Origin of the sequence: Mucilaginibacter sediminis, assembly GCF_051903035.1 — a bacterium.
Taxonomy (GTDB): Bacteria; Bacteroidota; Bacteroidia; order Sphingobacteriales; family Sphingobacteriaceae; genus Mucilaginibacter.
Genome location: NZ_CP170602.1, coordinates 2,110,475 through 2,128,959 on the forward strand (window position 1 = coordinate 2,110,475; position 18,485 = coordinate 2,128,959).

Consider the following 18,485-nt stretch of genomic DNA (forward strand, 5'->3'; position numbering starts at 1 on the left):
AAAATTAAATCAGGCATCAATCGTGAATAATGAAAATTTACCGGTAGCGGCATTGTTAAAGTCCTTTGAACAATACTTCCCGCTAAACCATCTTGAACGTCAGGAAATACCCGCAAGATTTACAGAGCGCAGTGTCAAACGACGCGGCTTTATTTTGCAGCAGGGCGATGTTTGCAAATACTTTACTTTTATTGTGTCCGGCTGTTTCAGGCAATATGCAATTGATGAAAACGGAAAGGAGCACAATTTACAGTTTGCAGCCGAGAATGAATGGATCACTGATCTTTCGAGTTTCTATGCTGAAGAGCCCAGCGGCCTTTATATCGAAGCAGTTGAGCCGTCCGTTGTACTACAGATCAAACATGACGATCTGCTCTATTTATATACCAATTATCATAAGTTCGACCGTAATTTTCGGATTATTGTTGAAAGAAAATACATCGATCTCCAAAACCGTGTAATGCAGAATATCAGTGTTACAGCGGAGAATAGATATATCAACTTTATGTACCGTTATCCGAATTTGGCTAACCGTTTACCCAATATTCAAATCGCCTCTTACCTCGGTATAACGCCTGAATTTCTAAGCAAGGTCAGAAAAAAAATGGTCCATAAAAACTAATTCTTAAACAAGTTTAAGAATATTTCTTAACAAAGTTCATTGGCCTGTTAACGTTAGTCTGCTCACCTTTGTATCGTTTAATAATTAGAACGATGAAAGGATCAGAAAAAATACCGGCATCCGCAAAATTTAGAAAATTGGCCTTTACGGCGTTTTTACTTTTATGCGGAGCTTTTTCAGCGATGGCGCAGGAATTTGTGTCGTTAACCCAACCGGCGAAACCCGGAAGAGCGCCTGGTGCAAAAGTAAAACTGTTAAGCACGAACGGAAAAACCAAGACTTACCTGTTGGTGCTGGCAACCGGCGATGAAGTAACCTCGGGTATAGCAGAATTCGCACAAAAATATCAGGTAAAAAATGCGCATTATACAGCATTTGGTGACGCTACCTCGGCAAAATTTGGATGGTATGATAAAGATCGCAAAATGTTTAAGCTTACTGATATTAGCGAACCTTCTGAAGTAACTGGCCTGACAGGCGATATTTCCCTTTATAATGGTAAACCATTCGCACATTCACATGCCAGTGTAGCGACAAGTGACGGCTTATGTCACGGCGGACACTTGCTGGAACTGATCGTAGGCCCCACATTTGAATTCTACATTACTGTTGAACCTACAGCAGTTTATAAGAAAGTTAGCCCTGAATTTAATGCCCTTGTCGTAGATCCCGATTTAGAAAAATAGTAATCGTGGCTCTAAACAGGCTATTCTAAGAAAGAAATAAATAAAAAAAATGAAATTTATAAATAAGAAATCAGGCATAATGCTTGTTATCATATCGCTGATATTTTCACTCGGAACCAATGCCCAGGACCTGAATCACCTGAGAGGTTTTATGCAGGCGGGGGCGACACCTGACAATGCAATTCCCTATGGCAACAATCCCAAAGCGGGACACTACCTGAACACGGGGAACGCCCGTATTTACTATGAAGTTTATGGCAAGGGAAAACCCCTGGTCATTTTACACGGCGGGATTTTCGGATCAACTTATGAAATGGGAAGATTTATTGACAGCCTATCCAGGACTTATCAGGTAATCGCTATTTCAACCAGAGGTCATGGAAAGTCAGAAATGGGTACCACCGAACCCACCTATGAGCAGAAAGCGAATGACGTGAACGCTATCGTACAGGCAACAACCAAAGATAGCGTTATCGTTTTAGGATTCAGTGACGGCGGTTATACCGCCTACTATTTCGCAGGTATATATCCGGAAAAGGTAAAGAAACTGATTACGATCGGTGCAGGAGAATGGCTAAAGGGTTCAAGAACATTCAACGTAACCCGGAAAGACGCGTTTGGCCTGGATAGCCTTTATTGGAAGCAACAACTGGCGCTGTCACCTCAGCCTGAAAAGTTAGATGCCTGGCTGGCATCGATCAATAAGTATTACAATTCTGTAAATATAAGCAGCGAGGTGTTTTCTAAAGTTCACTGCCCGGTATTGTTGATGGCGGGCGAGCTTGATCAAAATGCACGGCTTAAAACCGTGATCGCAGCTTATTATATGTTTCCTAAAGTTCAATTGGCTATAATACCCAATGCTCCGCACCCAGCCTTTTTGGTGAATTTTCCGGCGGTATGGGCAGATATTGTGCCTTTTATGAAACAATAATTGATACGTAGAATGAACAACAGGTTTATATTTTACAAATTTCAAAGATCCATATGAGCACTATAAATGAAAAACAAGCTGCAGAACAATTGTTGTACGGCTATGCAGCAGTATTGAACAAGGCAAACCCCGCATCAATTTCTTCCTTCTATGCCTTTGATGGCCTGTTTATGCCTGACGGATTTAAAACGTTGACGAAAAAAGATTTAGACGCAGCAGGCAGTAAATTCCTTCAGAACAAGACTTTTAAGATAAAATACGATATACAAAGCGTTACAGTAGGAAACGAATTCGCCTTCATTGACGCTACCGCCTGCACGACAATCGTCCCAAATGGCGGCGAAGAAATACACCAAAGCAGCAGGGATTTTTTTGTATTACGGAAAGACGGTACAGATTGGAAGATTTACCGTTACCTGTTTAACAAAGGACAGAACTAAAATATTTCGCTTTAAAGACAAAACCATACCTGGCATGAAAGCAGCATTAATTTATCGTTCCGGTGGTCCCGAAAACTTTGTTTTAGAGGACTTACCGTTACCTGAACCCAAAAGCGGATGGGTACTGGTTCAAGTTAAAGCTTTTGGACTCAACCGTTCGGAATTGATGACCCGAAAAGGCTTTTCCCCTGACGTCAGTTTTCCGCGGGTGCTGGGTATTGAATGTGTTGGTGAAGTAATAAACGATCTTTCGGGGGAATTTCAGCCGGGACAAAAGGTAGCCGCCTTTATGGGTGGTATGGGCAGGGATTTCAATGGCAGTTATGCAGAATTTGCATTATTGCCCAAGCCTCTGCTCAGTTCCTTTGAAAGCCAGCTGTCCTGGGAGCAATTAGGAGCTATGCCGGAGATGTTTCAGACGGTATATGGTTCACTGCATCTGTCCTTAAAGATCCAGCCCGGCGAAACTATTTTGATTCGCGGTGGGAGTTCCTCTGTTGGCCTGCTGGCTGCACAGCTGGCTAAAAACAGCGGTCTGACTGTGATTGCAACAACCAGGAACCCGGATAAAAAAGAAATGCTGCTGAAAAATGGTGCAGATCAGGTAATGATTGACAACGGGGATCTAACCACGCAAATTCATGCGGTTTATCCTTTCGGCATAAATAAAGTGTTGGAACTGATTGGTACTGCTACGCTGAAAGATTCGCTCAGTTGTGCCGCCCCCGGTGGCATTGTATGTATGACTGGCATGCTGGCGGAGCAGTGGTCTTTTAATGAATTTGCACCCATGGAATATATCCCGGCCACCGTCAGCCTGACCGTTTATGACAGCGGGCAGATCAGGGTCGATGTAAAAAACTTTCAGCAATTTATCAGGGACGTAGAGGCAGGGGAAATCAAACTCCCAGTCGGCCGCACTTTCATCCTGGCAGATATAGCGGCGGCACATCAATTGATGGACAGTAATGCCGCCGGGGGAAAGGTTGTAGTGCTGCCTTGAAGCCCTATACATTTAATTGATCTATAGACTTATGAAAAAACTAATCGCTTTGACTTTACTAAATGGCTTCCTGTTGACCCATTCCCCTTCCTATGGGCAAAATATCAAATTAAGCGCGGCAAGCCTTTCCCCTGTCCAGGTTTCCATGACTGTCCGGAAACTGGATGGAGAAGACGTGGTAAAAGTTTGTAAGGATACTGCGGTTAAGGCCGTGGATCAGCCAACATTTGCCAGATTGAACAAAGTTATTTTTAAAAACGGCAGCATCGAGGTAAAAGTGCTCAGCAGGCTGCTTAAAACCGCCAAAAAAGACGACCGTGGTTTTATAGGCATCGCATTTCACATCAATGACGACAATTCCAAATTTGAAGGGATTTATATTCGTCCCACAAACGGCCACGCGGACGACCAGGTCCGCAGAAATCATACGGTTCAATATTTCTCATTTCCGGACTATCCTTATTCCCGCCTAAGAAAAGAAAATCCAGAAGTATATGAAACACATGCGGATATCGGGTTAAACGAATGGATAAAACTGAAAATAGAAGTAAAAGGAAATCAAGCCAAACTCTTTATCAATGACAGCAAGTTTCCGGCTTTCCTGGTCAACGATTTAAAACTTGGCGCTGATACGGCCGGAGGAATTGGCTTATGGGTAGATGTGGGAACCGAAGGCTTTTTCCGCGATCTGCGAATCCTGCCAACTAATGAATAAATAAATTAATGAATTTGAACTCAACTCTTGATTCAGGCATCACTGCGCCCGACCTTGTCATTAATAAATTTGAAGAAGAAGTTTTGCTGGGCCTTACAGAAACGCCCAAAAGACTGCAATCGAAATTCTTTTATGATGAACAGGGTGACTCGCTTTTTCAGCAGATCATGGCATGCCCGGAGTATTACCTGACGGATTGCGAACTGGAAATTTTCAGCAGCCAGACAGCAGAGCTGGCCGGCAATATCTGTTCATCAGGTGAACCCTTTGATCTGGTAGAACTTGGTGCAGGCGATGCCACGAAATCAGAACACCTGCTTTCTTACCTTGCAGATACAGGGGTAGATTTTAATTATTTACCCATCGACATATCAGGTAATATTCTTCGTGTGCTGCAAGAAAGAATAGAACGAAAAATACCGGGGCTGTCGGTTATTCCCTTAGCAGGTGAGTATTTTGAAATGCTTGCACAGACTTCACTACGAGGCCAAAGACGCAGGGTGATCCTGTTTTTAGGGGCCAATATTGGAAATATGAGTGAAGAAGAAGCCGTTTCGTTCTGCGAAACCTTGCGTGAACATCTGCTGCCGGGGGATCTGCTGATAATAGGTTTTGACCTGAAAAAAAATCCGCGAACGATCCTTAATGCCTACGATGACGCTGCGGGGATAACGGCGAAATTCAATCTGAACCTGCTTTCAAGAATCAACAGGGAACTTGAAGGCAATTTTGACCTGGGACATTTTGAACATTATCAATCCTACGACCCGGAGAACGGAGCTTGTAAAAGCTACCTGGTCAGTTTACGTGATCAGCTGGTTTCTATCGGAGGGCAATACGTCCATTTTGCCAAAAATGAAACGATTTACATGGAAGTGTCGCAAAAATATACGATTGCAGAAACAGACAGGCTGGCTGAACGGAGTGGTTTTTTGCCTGTTCAACACTTTTTGGACTCAAAAGGATGGTTCGCAGACATCTGCTGGAAAGCCATTTAAAAAATCTCCGCTTAATGGATAAGCGGGATACATTCATATATAAATCAAATGAATAATTCAATTAAAAAAGTGCTCGTTACCGGCGCAAGCAACGGAATCGGTCTCGACCTGACCAAAAAATTACTGGCCGAAGGAGCCGAAGTGATCGCCATTACACGTTCCGGCAAAGTTGCTGATTACATACATCCAAAACTTACCGTATTTCAGGCAGACATCAGCAATGCAGAAAGCATTAATAAAGTAGCTCAGCAGATCGAAGCAGCCGGGATTAGAATAGATGTACTTGTCAATAATGCAGGGGTTGGTCTGGACTTAGGAGATGAACTGCCGACAGCTGACTTGATGAATGCCACCTTTGCTACCAATACAACCGGCACGGTTTTGTTCACAGAAGCATTATTAAATAGTTTAAATAATGGCGGACAGATCGTGTTTTTATCGACCGCAATGGCATTACTTCGTAATGCTGCACCTAATGCACCTGCTTACCGGATGTCTAAGGCGGCAATTAACATGTATGCTGTTATGCTTAGCCAAAGACTTGCTGAAAGAAAAATCAGGGTAACGCCACTGCACCCGGGATGGGTACAGACGAGAATGGGCGGCGACACTGCACCGGTTACCATCGAAAAATCGGTTAACGGTATCTTTAAAGCCATTACAGAAAATAAACAAACCGGTAAGTTCTGGAATATCGAATTGGACGGGCTGGAAGAATATTAATCCTGGCTAAATAGCTTCGAGAGAAAGGCGGACAATAAAATGTTCGCCTTTCTTTTTGTTTGCTATTTCAGTACCTGCAGTGTTCAGATCAGCAACCTCATTTGGCTTCCGTATGCTGATGTTCAGGTTCCCTGTTGGCAGGCCGCACGATCATTCGCAGATATTGATCTTTGGAAATATATGCTGCGCTCCAACTGGTCAGCGTTTTTAGTTTATTCCTGAAATTGACCAGAGAAAGCAGGTGCACGAAAAGCCACATCAGCCAGGCAAAAAATCCCTGGAAATGAAGAGATGGTTTAGGAAGATCCGTTACGGCTTTGTTCCTGCCGATAATGGCCATGGACCCTTTATCATGATACCGGAATGGCTTTAAGGGATACCCTGTCAGTTCTGCATGGATATTATGCGCCAGGTTTTTACCCTGCTGAATGGCGACCTGGGCCAGTTGCGGATGGCCGTTAGGGAACCCTTTGTCCAGCGTTTGCAGGCAGCTGTCTCCGATTGCATAAATATTAACCGTGCCTTTTACTTTATTACAGGCATCAACCAGCAGCCGTTTTCCGCGTCCATAAAATTCAGCCGGCAATCCGGTAAATGTCTGCCCGGTAACTCCGGCGGTCCAAATCAGGTTTTTGGTTTCTATCCGTGAACCGTCGCCGAGCAGCACGCTTTCACCGTCGTAGTCTTTCACCAACTGATTTAAGTTAATAATTGCACCCATTGATTCCAGCGATTTTAAAGCATAATCCTGGGATTTTTGGGTCATCGGTGCCAACAAAGTCGGCAAACCGTCCAGCACATAAATATCAAATGGCAGGGCTGCCAGTTCGGGGTAATCTTTTTTGAAAATGTTCTGCTTCAATTCGGACAGCATACCCGCTATTTCAACCCCGGTAGGTCCGCCACCCGCAATGACGAAGTTGGTTAGCCTTTTTTGTTCGATCTGGTTATTGGAAACAGTAGCTTCCTCTAACCTGGTCAGGAGTGTGTTCTTTAGTAACAGCGCATCGGCAACCGTTTTCATGGGGAGGGCGTGCTTCCGGACATTTTCATTTCCGAAAAAATTGCTTTCTGTACCTGTAGCGAGAATCAGTTTGGAATAACGCAGTTCCCCCGAGGACAAGACGACCAGATTCTGATCGGGTTTAATCTCCAGAAGTTCGCCCATCCTGAAGGTAAAGTTAGGATGGTTTCTAAACAATTTTCTGTACGGGTAGCTGATGTTGGATACGTCTAAAAAGCCTGTCGCAACCTGGTACAGCAACGGGGGAAAGAAATTGAAATTGTTTCGGTCGACTAACGTAATATGTAAGTCCCTTTCTTTTTTTAATAGATTCTGGGCGACATTTATACCGGCGAACCCGCCGCCGATAATGACTATACTATTTCCATATGGTGTCATGATGAAAAAAAATTAATGCTGTAGTGGCAGCTGATTTTTAAAGGGAACGATAATGAGCGGGTATTCAGTTGGGGCCGGACCGGTAACCCATCTGGCGTAACTCAGGATATTGATATGATCACCAGCATGAACAAGTCTTGTCGCGGGCCCGCAGACAAAACAGGCCTGGCTGCCTTTGCCGGCCTTAAGCACATATGTTTCGAAAGTTGCCCCGTTATTATGGTTAAATATCAAAACTCTTTCGTTCTCCAGTATTTTTGCAGCCTCTAAGATCTCCTCGTCAAGCAGCAGGTAATCTTCACCATCAGGGTAAATTCTGTTTACCAGGACATATTGTATTTCAGATTTAAGGAGGGATGAAGTAAGATCCATGTTATAAAATTTTAGTATTGTTCCTTATCGCTGGGGAATTTTCGGGATTTGACATCTGAAACATAAGCGTTCGTGGCGTTGGTGATCTGGCTGTACAGGTCAAGATATCTTCGGAGAAAACGGGGGGCGAAATCCTTCGATATCCCTAACAGGTCGTGCATGACCAGGACCTGTCCGTCAACGTATTTTCCTGCACCAATCCCTATAATTGGAATTGTTAAAGAATCTGTCACTTTTTTTCCTAAAATCGCCGGGATCTTTTCCAAGACTATACTAAAACATCCGGCATCCTGCAAAATCTGTGCATTGCGCAGCAGTGTTTTCGCTTCGCCCTCCTCTTTCGCACGGACAGTATAACTGCCGAATTTATAAATAGACTGAGGAGTAAGACCCAGATGTCCCATCACTGGAATACCCGCCTGGATAAGCCTGCTGACCGATTCTATAATTTCTTCCCCACCTTCCAGTTTAAGTGCATGCGCGCCCGCTTCTTTCATCAGCCGGATGCCTGAACTGAGCGCTTGTTTGCTGTCACCCTGGTAAGAGCCAAAAGGAAGATCGGTGATGATCATTGCTCTTTTCACCGCTCTTGCTACACTTTGTGTATGATAGATCATATGCTCAAGTGTCATTGGAAGCGTAGTTTCGTAACCCGCCATGACATTGGCAGCTGAGTCGCCCACCAGGAGAACATCCACACCTGCTTCGTCAAAGATACGTGCCATCGAAAAATCATAGGCGGTCAGCATGCTGATCTTCTCACCGGAGTTCTTCATGTCCTGAAGAACTTTACTCGTTATTTTCGGGAATGCTGTTTGAACTGACATTGAAATTTATTTTATTGCCGCCGGAATCAGCAGCAAATATTTACCGATTGTTGTTGATGCAATATTACAAATCGCTTAAACGGCCGGTTTGTCGATATGGCTTGACAATTTGTTTAAATGGAGCAACCCGAAAAAATTGGTTTTAAAATGGCAAAAAGGAATATCAGTAAAATCAATATCGTAATTTCACACCAATGAAGGAAATCAAAACCTTTTCGCTTTCAAGACATAGCCGCCTTTTCGCTGTGCCTGACACCAGCAGGGAATATTTGTTTATTCAGGCTGAGGGGCATCCGTATCTGGAAGAACCATACAGGGCTGAGAGCTACGCCATTGCTTACCTCAAAGAAGGGGCCGTCTTTTTACAGGCCGGGCTTACCCAGTATGAGATTAATGCGCCATCCATCATCACGCTCGGACCTTCGGTCATCCGGAGTTTCCGTAAGCGCAGCGATCTTTTGAAAATGGATATTATATTTTTTAAAGACGCATTTTTGCTGGAAAAGTATGTCGATGTTCTCTTCTTTAACAATTATGATTTCTTTGAAAACGCTGATTTGCATGTATTCAGCTTAAGCGATGTTTATCATATTAAATTCAGCAGATTTTTTGAAATTATCCAGCTGACCCTGGCTACGGCCAATTATAATCAGGCCCCGATCATCCGCAATCTCATCTTTGCACTCATCTACGAGATTGACGCTTATCATCGGATGCATACCGCTGCAAACCAGTACTCACTGACCGGCTATACACTTTTTTCAAAATTCAAGCAACTGCTCAGTCGCAATTTTATGCACGAGCGCAAGCTTGAATTTTATGCTGATCATCTTCATGTGATGCCCAAATCACTTTCTGCTGCAATCAAAAAGCAATCGGGCAGGTCTGCCGGTAAATGGATCGACGAAACAATAGCCCTCGAAGCCAAGGTTCTGCTGCAAAATAAAATGCTTACCGTTTCCCAGATCAGCGATATGTTGAATTTCTCAAACCAGTCGGTGTTCAGTAAGTTTTTCAGGGCTAATGCCGGAATGTCACCTGTAGCGTATCGCAAAAGACTCCTATAAATTCCTGTATTTTTTTTAAAAGGCGCTGTAATTCCAAAAACAAATGAATTTGCGCCATAAGTCATTTCGACAAACACTGAGGCGGTTTGGGCAATTTTATTGCCTGTTTTTATAGGAATTTTGTCATATCAAAACTTTTTTGAGTTGGATATGACTGAGCACAAAGATTATTCGTTACAAAATCGCAGGCAGACATTATTAAGAGCTGCTGAAGATCTCTTTGCCAAACATGGCTTTGATGGAACATCGATCAGGATGATATCGAAAGAGCTCGGCATCAACTCGGCGATGATTAGTTATTATTTTGGTTCTAAAGAAGCACTTTATCTTCAAATATTCAGGAACAGGTTGACTGAAATTGCAAATGAGATCAGCCAGTTCAATCAGCTCGACCTTGGTCCTGTCCAAAAGCTCGAAGCCTACCTGGCAGTTTACATCAAGAGGATATCGTCCAATAAAAGTTTTCATCGACTGTTGTACAACCAACTTGCGACCGGACAATATCCGGCCATTATTTCGATGGTGTCAGAAGCGAGGGCTCAAATATATTCTTTCCTGCTTAAAATTATTAAAGACGGTATCCAGTCCGGGCATTTCAACGTCATTGATGCTGAAATTTTTGCACTCAATATCCTGTCATTCATCCCATCTGTGTTTACAGCAAATCTGATCTCACTTATTCATTTAGGTGAACCTATGAGAGACGATTTCGCCCAACGGATGATCGATCATATTATGCTGATGGTTATTCCTTCAGGAGTCCAATCTAAAAAATTGTGTAATGTTTAATTATAGCTTTTACAGTAAAAAAAATCACCTGGTGGCTGCCACTTTTTTGTTGGTCAGTTTAGCTGCGGGTATACAAAATACGTACGCGCAAGCGCCTGATGCCGGCTTCCGTGTTTCACTATCGGAGGCCGTACAGTTTGCAAAAAGCCAAAACAAATGGGTACAAGCTGCCCGCGTTGAAGAAAGTGCGGCAGGTGAAGACCGGCTGGACTCTTATCGGGCTGCACTGCCAACAGTGAATGTAAACGGTTCCTACCAGCGCTTTTCTGATCTTACTTTATTTACTGAAGGTCTCAGTCATTCCACTACCGGCCCGCGAAAACCGACGCCAAATGCTGCTGCATTGGGGATCGATGCCTTATTTAATATTTACAGTGGCGGACGCCAGCGGGCTTTTCAAAAAGAACAAACCTCCCGGCAGTCATTGGCTAAACTTAATACAGAAGACCAATCCGGAAATATTGCGCTGCAAACTGCCGGCCAGTACCTTGATTTGGTCCGGCTTTCCGATTTGAAAAAGTACATCCAGGATCAGTTAAAAAGGGCGCAAATCCGCCTTAAGAATATTAACACGCTTTATAAAAATCAAAAGGTTACGAAAAGCGATGTATTGCGCGCGGAAGTAATGCTGTCCAATGTAGAACTTTCGTTGCAACAAACAGAGAATGACATCAGTATAGCCAATCAAAAACTGGATGTATTGATGAATGTGCCGGACAGTGTGCGCCTCAATCCGACCGATTCTGCGGGTATGCTGAAGCCCCGGCCAGACTCGTTGCTGCAATTGATCGAGCGGACGGGAATATCTTCTTACAGCGTACGTAAGGCAGCGGAAAACGTGGAAATACAGCGCGCGAGGGTCAATGGCATCCAAAGTGCCAATATGCCAACTTTAGGTTTCTATACTGCATACGGGCTGAATTACCCTAACTATTTGTTTTTCCCCTCAGTAAATCAGGCCTATGCAATCGGTTTTGTGGGTCTTAAAGCACAATATAGCATTTCGTCGCTTTACCACAATAAAAGCAAAGTGGCTGCCGGTAAGCTCAGGGTTAAAGAACTGGAATTACAACAGCAGGCAATCGCCGATAATATTACTATCGATGTCAAATCTTATTACATCAAATATATGGAGGCACTGAACCGTATTTCAGTAAATCAGCGCTCTGTGGAACAATCACAAGTCAATTACCGCATCGTAACTACCAAGTACTTTAATCAACTGGCTTTATTAACGGATTTGCTTGACGCCGACAACCTCTACCAGGAATCGAGGTTCAACCTCGTCAAAGCCCAAACCGACGCACTCACCATTTACTATCATCTCTTATACACCAGTGGCAACTTGTAATTAATGCCTTTGACATGAAAAAAGAAAATCAAAAAATCCACCCCGGAAATATCGTCATCACGATCATCGCTATTATAGTCGTCCTCGCCGGAGTATTTTATTTTATCCAATACTGGGGTTTTAGCCGGCATTATGAGGAAACCAATGATGCTCAGGTGGAATCTTACATCAATCCGGTATCCGCACGCGCAGGCGGGTATATCGAACAAGTTAAGTTCGAGGAACATCAACTGGTTAAACGGGGCGACATACTGGTCATACTCGATGACAGGGAATACAAAGCGCAACTGGAAGCTGCGGAAGCCGCCATCGAAGACGCACAGGCTCAACTTACAGTATTGACAGCCGGAATCCGTTCATCCGAATTGGGAACCGATGTCAATAAAGATCAGATCAAAGGCGCGGAGGCAAAGTACGTGCAGCAGCAGCAGGATATCAGGCGTTATAAAAACCTGGTTAAGGAAGAAGCTGCTACCGGGTCGGATCTGGAACAGGTACAGGCTCGTTATGATGTAGCTGCAAGTGATTACAGCGCAGCCCAAAACAGCCTTAAAACAAATCAGGCACGGGTTGCAGAAATGAAAACACATTTCGCCCTGCTTAAAGCGGATATCAAGCGGAAGCAGGCCGCATTGGATTTGGCCAGGCTCAATCTATCTTATACCATCATAAGAGCACCTTATTCCGGGAGATTGGGCCGGAAAAATATATTAGAAGGTCAGCAAATCCAGCCAGGTCAGCCGCTGGTCAGTATTATCAATGAAAATCGAAAATGGATCACCGCAAATTATAAAGAAACGCAGGTAGAGGGTATGTATATAGGTCAGCCCGTAGACATCAGGGTCGATGCTATAAACGGGAAGGTATTTAAAGGCAGGATCGAAGCGATCGCCGGCTCGACCGGTTCCAGGTTCTCACTTTTACCTCCGGATAACTCTACCGGAAACTTTGTGAAGATCATACAGCGGGTGCCCGTCAAAATTGTATTTGAAGATAAAAATACAGATCAGTTTATTCCGGGAATGAACGTGACTGTAGCTGTAAAAAAGAAAATATCATGAGGAAGCCCGTTTATTTTAGAAACTGGATAAATGACTGGCAATGGGGTGTGCGTATAGCACTGTTTCTCATTCTGTTGGTTTCGCTGATGCAGTTTGGTATGTTTTCACTGACACAAAACTACATGATTGCTTACCTGGGAGCGCAGCCTGAAGATATTTCATTTGCGCTGCTGCTGACCTATGCCGGTATTATCTCGATACTGCCTGTTCAGTTCCGCTTCCTGAAATATTTCGAAACAAGAAACTATTTGATCACTAATATCATAGTGGCTGTGTTCCTGAACTGCTTATGTATGAACTGCCATGACATCAATGTTTTTTTCATCCTTCGGTTTTTACAGGGTATTTTAGTTGGCAATACGGCTGCCTGTGCGCTCATTCTGATCTTTACACGTTTAGAAAGCGAACGTGCCCAGGCGATTGGTTCGGCCGTATTTTATGGCACCATTCTCGCCAATACGGTTCTAATAGGTTTAGTTGCCGCAGCAGTTGTTGTTTCGGCAGACTGGAAAGTCACCTACTATTACCTGATGGGGTTCCAGATACTCACACTCATTATTTGTTTGCTGGTTTTGCGGGGAACATCAGGCCATAAAGCCTACCCTTTACACCAGATCGACTGGGCCGGGTTTATCCTATTTTCCTGTACTGTTGCGGCTTTCGCCTATACCATGATCTACGGTTCGAAATATTATTGGTTTGCAGACCCGCGGGTCCTTTGGAGCACATTAATTACGGTATGCGGTGCAGGGCTCTTTTTTTACAGGCAATCGATTATTAAAAGGCCATCGATTAATATCAAAGCATTTAAATACCCTAATTTTTTGATCGGGCTTTGCCTGCTGGCCATCTATTATGGAAGTAAAGACAGCATTAACCTGGTTTATAATTATGCGGGCGGGATTTTGAAATGGGGTACGCTCCAGGTAATTTGCCTCGGACTGTGTAATGTGGGCGCAATAGTGATTTCGCTGATTGTCTCTACACAGCTCACCTTAGCTAAACGGCATTCCACCAAAGGCTTCCTGGTAGCCGGTTTTTTGCTCATGGCCGGTTATAATCTTTGGATGTGTTTTATCATAACACCCGATCTGTCTTTTACCGATCTGCTATTTCCTGTCATGCTGCAAGGGGCAGCTTCGGGTTTTTTGTTTGTTCCTATTATCATTTTTACGGTTTCCTCTTTGCCTGCGGAAACAGGCACAACCGGCCTTGTGGTGGCCGCATACGCCCGGTTTACGGCATCTTCTAATTCAGTTGCCGGGTTTTACAATTTGCAATTGTACTTCAACCAGCACTTCAAAGAAGGATTTTTGGGATACCTGACAGCAGACAACGTGATGACTGCCGACCGCCTCAAGGGATACCAGGCGATCTATGCGGCTAAAGGATTTTCCCCGGATCAGGCAACGACCCTGGCAAATGCGGTGCTCGGTCAAAATCTTGCACAGCAAACCCAGTTACTGACTAACCGTGCCGTATTTCTAAGCATTGCGTTATTGCTTTTCGGAGTGGCTATGCTCATACTGATGATACCAGCGATCAATAAAACCTTTTTACACTGGAACCGGCGCATGGTTGTGCCATCAGGCAGCCTTTAGATTTTCAGAAGACTTAATACAAATAAATTAATCAAATTATTCACTACTTAATCAAACATTATGGAAATCACAGCAGCTGTCGTTAAGAAACAAGGCAGCGAATTTGAATTAGCAAAAGTAATTTTAGATCAACCCAAATCCGACGAAGTATTGGTCAGGATCGTAGCAACAGGAATATGTCATACCGATATGGTTGCACGCGATTTCGTCATGGGATCTCCCAACTTTCCCGTGATCCTGGGCCACGAAGGCTCGGGTGTTATTGAAAGTATCGGCGAGGATGTTCATCACCTGAACGTGGGTGACCACGTAGTACTGACCTATGGCTATTGCGGGGAATGTGAAATATGCCGGTCTGGTACACCAGCATATTGTTATGAATTTTTCCCGCGAAATTTCTCAGGTGCCCGAGTGGACGGCTCCCATAACCACCATTACCCTGATGGAAAAGTGATTAATGATAACTTCTTTTCTCAATCCTCCTTTGCAACTTATGCTATAGCCCATAAGAATAACGTTATTTCAGTACCAAAGGATGCGCCATTGGACATATTAGGTCCGTTAGGCTGTGGGATTCAAACAGGTGCGGGCGCCGTGATCAATTCACTGAAAGTTAAAATAGGCAGCACCATCGTCATCACAGGCACCGGGGCTGTCGGGTTAGCAGCATTAATGGCAGCCAAGGCATCTTCAGCGACAACGATCATCGCCGTTGATATCAACGAAGAACGATTGAACTTTTCAAAAGAATTTGGTGCAACCCATACCATCAATAGTTTAACTGAAGATGTGCAGAAACGCATTCGGGAAATATTGCCTAACGGTGTACAGTATGGCATTGATACGACCGGCAGAAACGAAGTAATCAATAATGTGTTATCCAGCCTGGCTCCGGTGGGTGAAATGGTTTGCATTGGTGTGGCGCGCAAACCACTGGAACTGGAAACCAACATCTTCCTGACTAAGGGTTATAAGATCAGGTGGATCAACCAGGGAGACAGCGTTCCGCAGGAGTTCATTCCCAAATTAATTCACATGTATCAGTTGGGTCAGTTTCCTTTTGACAAGCTGATCAAAAAATATGCTTTTCAGGATATTAATGAGGCTGTTGAAGATTCGGAAAAAGGGCGGACAATCAAATCTGTGCTGTTAATCGGCGAGTACAAACAATAGGTCGGCGATCTGTTAAGTACATATCCCCTATTGCGGATATGTACTTATATATCACAGTTCATTAATGTCTGACCCTTTTATTAATAATCAAAACAAGAGAAATCATGAACAAAACAATAGGTATCCTCGCAGGAAGTCTGCGCAGGGAATCATTTTCAAAAAAAATAGGTAAAGCCATATTAGCTATGGTACCCAAAGGGTTTGAGTTTAAAGCAATTTCTTTGGACGATTTGCCGGTATACAATCAGGACTTCGATGACAACAATGAGGTTCCCAAAGCCATTTCGGTGTTCAGGGAGGTGATGAAAACAGTTGACGGTGTTATTTTTATTACGCCGGAATATAACAGGTCGGTCCCGGCCGTCCTGAAAAATGCATTAGACTCAGGCTCAAGGCCCTATGGTAAAAGTGTATGGAATGCAAAACCTGCTGCCGTTTTTAGCAGCTCACCGGGGAATTTGTCTGCTTTCGGCGCCAACCATCATTTAAGGCAAAGTCTCGTATTTCTTAATATGCCGGCTATGCAGCAGCCAGAAGTCTACCTTCAGAAAGTGAATGAGTTGTTTGATGAAAACGGTGTTTTGAAAGAAGGAACGACTAAAGAGTTTCTGCAAAAAGCTGTGAATGCGTATATCGTCTGGTTTAAAAGAAATGCTGAGTAGCAGTATATAAGTTAAGACAATTATTATCGTCAATAAATGACTGTTTAGTCATTATAAAATAGAATAGTACGATCATTATAAGTCTAAAATAACATCATAAAGATTGCCGCATACCATTCTTACGGTTGGCGGCGTCTTATTTATTAACTGAAAGCAGTCATCAAAATCATTTTAACATCATCTTTTTCGTCGGTACTTTACGACATTCCCGCTCTGCGCTATCAAAAACGCTGCCTTAACAGTTATACCCTTCACGCAATATGTTATTAAAGGGCAGGATTAAATATTGTTTTTTATCTTAGAAGGTTTTCGGAAAAACCCCTGATGAAAAAAATAAGCGCCTCATCCGATGAAGAATTGATCGCCATGTTAAAAGATGGTGATTTCCCCGCATTTGGCGAATTGTACGACCGCTATTTAAACCCAATGCTGGCAAAAGCCTTTGACCGGCTAAAGAGTCAGGAGGACGCCGAAGAAGTAGTTCAGGAGCTTTTTATAAAAATATGGCGGCGAAGAGAACGGATAGAACTGCAGTTTTCGTTTAAAACCTATATTTTTGCCGCACTACGCTATGAAATACTCGATTTTTTAGCCAAACAATTACACCGGAAAAATCATCTTTCTATTGATGAAACAGATCATCTGCAGGTTTTAGTCCAGGGAGAAGGGTTTTATTCACTTGAAATGAAAGAACTTCAACAGCAAGTGAACGAAATGATCGACAATCTCCCGGAGAAATGTCAATTGATATTTAAAATGAGCCGGAATGAAGGTTTGAGTTCCCGGGAAATTGCCAATGAGCTCAATTTGTCGCACCGGACGGTGGAAACACAAATAAGCAAAGCTATTAAAACGCTCAGGCAGGCTTTAAAAAACATAAACTCCCTATTTTTGTAGCCTAAATTTTCCGTTTTTATAAAAAAGTAACAAAAAATTAACTTTTTTTTCATGTTGCGTACGTGTTGTTGCGAAAAATGCACGCTATAGTATTAGTAAATTGATACAATAGCTATGGATGTCCCTGAAAATATCAAATATCTGAGCCTTAAATGGAAAAAAGGCAGCTTAACAGAGTCTGAAAAAATTGAATTAAGGAACTGGTATGACGCCCCCCTACCCGAATTTCTGGAATTGGAAGGCACTGATGAACAGCGATTGAAAGCGCTGCTGTTTAAAAGGATCAGTAAAGAGTTGGGCAATGAAGAGAAAAAGACAGTAAGACAGCTTCCGGTATGGTTAAGAACAGCAGCGGCTATTATTTTGTTCTTTGGCATGTCATTCCTGGCCTATCAATATTTTAATAGAGCGGCCGCACCTGCTGTAAATCAACAGATCGTAAACACCGAAGGTGTACGAAGAATAATTTTACCCGATAGCAGTGTTGTATGGCTGAAGGGAAAAAGTAAGTTTACCTACCCGGCAACTTTTGGAAAAAACAACAGGGAGGTGTCACTTACCGGCGAGGCGCTTTTTGAAATCAGACACGACGCACGCTGGCCATTCGTTGTAAGGTCCGGAAGTTACTTAACTACCGTATTAGGAACCAGTTTTAACCTGAAAACAGGAACCGCCGACCGGGATTTTGACATTGCCGTTCTGACGGGAAAAGTTGGTGTCATAAGAAAGGTATCAGGACAGGATAGCAAGGTGGTTTTTGTATCCGCCAACCAAACATTTAAGGCCGAGCTGGGGAAGGTAGAAAGTATAGACAGCAGGGCGAAAAAAGAAAACTTTCAGTCCATAACGGCGGGAACGCAATATGATATGGCCTTTGAGAAAACGCCATTTGAGGAAATTATGCATCGTTTTGAACAAAAGTTTGATGTTCATTTTGAAGGGTATACCGGAGAGTATAAGTCTTGTAAAATAACAGCCGATCTTACTAATCAATCCCTGGAACAATCACTCAGGCTCCTTTGCGGGTCAATTAATGCCACCTATAAAATTCATGATAATAAAATTCAGTTAACAGGGGGAGGCTGTTTCGATGAATAGATAGTCTTTACTAAATTAAAACGGAGGTGCTTCCAACACCCCCGTCAATTGGTTCCTAATTTTT

General features: G+C 43.3%; 20 protein-coding genes. 17 read left to right on the forward strand and 3 right to left on the reverse strand.

Annotated features, from left to right (window positions below):
- Window positions 1-22: 22 nt before the first annotated feature.
- The 8 genes from ACFGVS_RS08315 to ACFGVS_RS08350 all read left to right on the forward strand — a co-directional run bounded on the left by ACFGVS_RS08315 (window position 23) and on the right by ACFGVS_RS08350 (window position 6,121).
- The gene (locus ACFGVS_RS08315) at window positions 23-622 is read left to right on the forward strand and encodes a Crp/Fnr family transcriptional regulator (RefSeq protein ID WP_439698246.1); all 600 of its coding nucleotides are present in this window, start codon (window positions 23-25) and stop codon (window positions 620-622) included.
- A 92-nt stretch (window positions 623-714) separates the two neighbouring features.
- On the forward strand, window positions 715-1,308 hold the full coding sequence (locus ACFGVS_RS08320) for a PPC domain-containing DNA-binding protein (RefSeq protein ID WP_439698247.1): 594 nt from the start codon (window positions 715-717) through the stop codon (window positions 1,306-1,308).
- A 49-nt stretch (window positions 1,309-1,357) separates the two neighbouring features.
- Window positions 1,358-2,242 carry an alpha/beta fold hydrolase gene (locus ACFGVS_RS08325; RefSeq protein ID WP_439698248.1) on the forward strand — a complete coding sequence of 295 codons (885 nt, stop codon included), beginning with the start codon at window positions 1,358-1,360 and terminating at the stop codon, window positions 2,240-2,242.
- Between the two features lie 53 nt (window positions 2,243-2,295).
- The gene (locus ACFGVS_RS08330; RefSeq protein WP_090646378.1) at window positions 2,296-2,682 is read left to right on the forward strand and encodes a nuclear transport factor 2 family protein; all 387 of its coding nucleotides are present in this window, start codon (window positions 2,296-2,298) and stop codon (window positions 2,680-2,682) included.
- Between the two features lie 34 nt (window positions 2,683-2,716).
- Window positions 2,717-3,685 (forward strand): zinc-binding alcohol dehydrogenase family protein, encoded by a 969-nt coding sequence (locus ACFGVS_RS08335; RefSeq protein WP_439698249.1) that lies wholly within the window; start codon window positions 2,717-2,719, stop codon window positions 3,683-3,685.
- 31 nt (window positions 3,686-3,716) lie between these two features.
- Window positions 3,717-4,400, forward strand: coding sequence for a family 16 glycoside hydrolase (locus ACFGVS_RS08340; protein WP_439698250.1), 684 nt, complete (start codon window positions 3,717-3,719; stop codon window positions 4,398-4,400).
- 8 nt (window positions 4,401-4,408) lie between these two features.
- On the forward strand, window positions 4,409-5,398 hold the full coding sequence (egtD, locus tag ACFGVS_RS08345) for an L-histidine N(alpha)-methyltransferase (RefSeq protein ID WP_439698251.1): 990 nt from the start codon (window positions 4,409-4,411) through the stop codon (window positions 5,396-5,398).
- A gap of 48 nt (window positions 5,399-5,446) precedes the next feature.
- Entirely contained in the window at window positions 5,447-6,121 is a 675-nt protein-coding gene (locus ACFGVS_RS08350; RefSeq protein WP_439698252.1) for an SDR family NAD(P)-dependent oxidoreductase, read from the forward strand.
- A gap of 97 nt (window positions 6,122-6,218) precedes the next feature.
- On the opposite strand, the gene ACFGVS_RS08355 is transcribed toward ACFGVS_RS08350, so the two are convergent.
- Genes ACFGVS_RS08355 through panB form a run of 3 tightly spaced genes read right to left on the reverse strand, consistent with a single transcriptional unit; the run spans window position 6,219 to window position 8,722 of the window.
- A complete protein-coding gene (locus ACFGVS_RS08355) occupies window positions 6,219-7,523 on the reverse strand; it encodes an NAD(P)/FAD-dependent oxidoreductase (RefSeq protein ID WP_439698253.1) in 1,305 nt (434 codons plus the stop codon).
- Between the two features lie 12 nt (window positions 7,524-7,535).
- Entirely contained in the window at window positions 7,536-7,895 is a 360-nt protein-coding gene (locus tag ACFGVS_RS08360; protein ID WP_439698254.1) for an aspartate 1-decarboxylase, read from the reverse strand.
- Between the two features lie 11 nt (window positions 7,896-7,906).
- Window positions 7,907-8,722 (reverse strand): 3-methyl-2-oxobutanoate hydroxymethyltransferase, encoded by an 816-nt coding sequence (panB, locus tag ACFGVS_RS08365; protein WP_439698255.1) that lies wholly within the window; start codon window positions 8,720-8,722, stop codon window positions 7,907-7,909.
- A gap of 194 nt (window positions 8,723-8,916) precedes the next feature.
- On the opposite strand from panB, the gene ACFGVS_RS08370 reads away from it, so the two are divergent.
- From ACFGVS_RS08370 to ACFGVS_RS08410, 9 genes are all read left to right on the forward strand, one after another.
- Complete coding sequence (locus ACFGVS_RS08370) at window positions 8,917-9,789, forward strand: helix-turn-helix domain-containing protein (RefSeq protein ID WP_439698256.1); 873 nt, start codon at window positions 8,917-8,919, stop codon at window positions 9,787-9,789.
- A 150-nt stretch (window positions 9,790-9,939) separates the two neighbouring features.
- Complete coding sequence (locus ACFGVS_RS08375; protein ID WP_439698257.1) at window positions 9,940-10,578, forward strand: TetR/AcrR family transcriptional regulator; 639 nt, start codon at window positions 9,940-9,942, stop codon at window positions 10,576-10,578.
- Window positions 10,571-11,929 (forward strand): TolC family protein, encoded by a 1,359-nt coding sequence (locus ACFGVS_RS08380; protein ID WP_439698258.1) that lies wholly within the window; start codon window positions 10,571-10,573, stop codon window positions 11,927-11,929. Before ACFGVS_RS08375 ends, ACFGVS_RS08380 begins: the two co-directional genes overlap by 8 nt.
- Before the next feature lie 14 nt (window positions 11,930-11,943).
- Window positions 11,944-12,990, forward strand: coding sequence for an HlyD family secretion protein (locus tag ACFGVS_RS08385; protein WP_439698259.1), 1,047 nt, complete (start codon window positions 11,944-11,946; stop codon window positions 12,988-12,990).
- Entirely contained in the window at window positions 12,987-14,591 is a 1,605-nt protein-coding gene (locus tag ACFGVS_RS08390; protein ID WP_439698260.1) for an MFS transporter, read from the forward strand. The genes ACFGVS_RS08385 and ACFGVS_RS08390 overlap by 4 nt, the downstream gene beginning before the upstream one ends.
- Before the next feature lie 60 nt (window positions 14,592-14,651).
- Window positions 14,652-15,764 (forward strand): NAD(P)-dependent alcohol dehydrogenase, encoded by a 1,113-nt coding sequence (locus ACFGVS_RS08395; RefSeq protein ID WP_439698261.1) that lies wholly within the window; start codon window positions 14,652-14,654, stop codon window positions 15,762-15,764.
- A 104-nt stretch (window positions 15,765-15,868) separates the two neighbouring features.
- Window positions 15,869-16,426, forward strand: a complete 558-nt coding sequence (locus tag ACFGVS_RS08400; RefSeq protein WP_439698262.1) for an NADPH-dependent FMN reductase — start codon at window positions 15,869-15,871, stop codon at window positions 16,424-16,426.
- 324 nt (window positions 16,427-16,750) lie between these two features.
- Complete coding sequence (locus ACFGVS_RS08405; RefSeq protein WP_439698263.1) at window positions 16,751-17,323, forward strand: RNA polymerase sigma factor; 573 nt, start codon at window positions 16,751-16,753, stop codon at window positions 17,321-17,323.
- A 114-nt stretch (window positions 17,324-17,437) separates the two neighbouring features.
- Window positions 17,438-18,421 (forward strand): FecR family protein, encoded by a 984-nt coding sequence (locus ACFGVS_RS08410; RefSeq protein WP_090466082.1) that lies wholly within the window; start codon window positions 17,438-17,440, stop codon window positions 18,419-18,421.
- The last annotated feature ends 64 nt before the right edge of the window (window positions 18,422-18,485 follow it).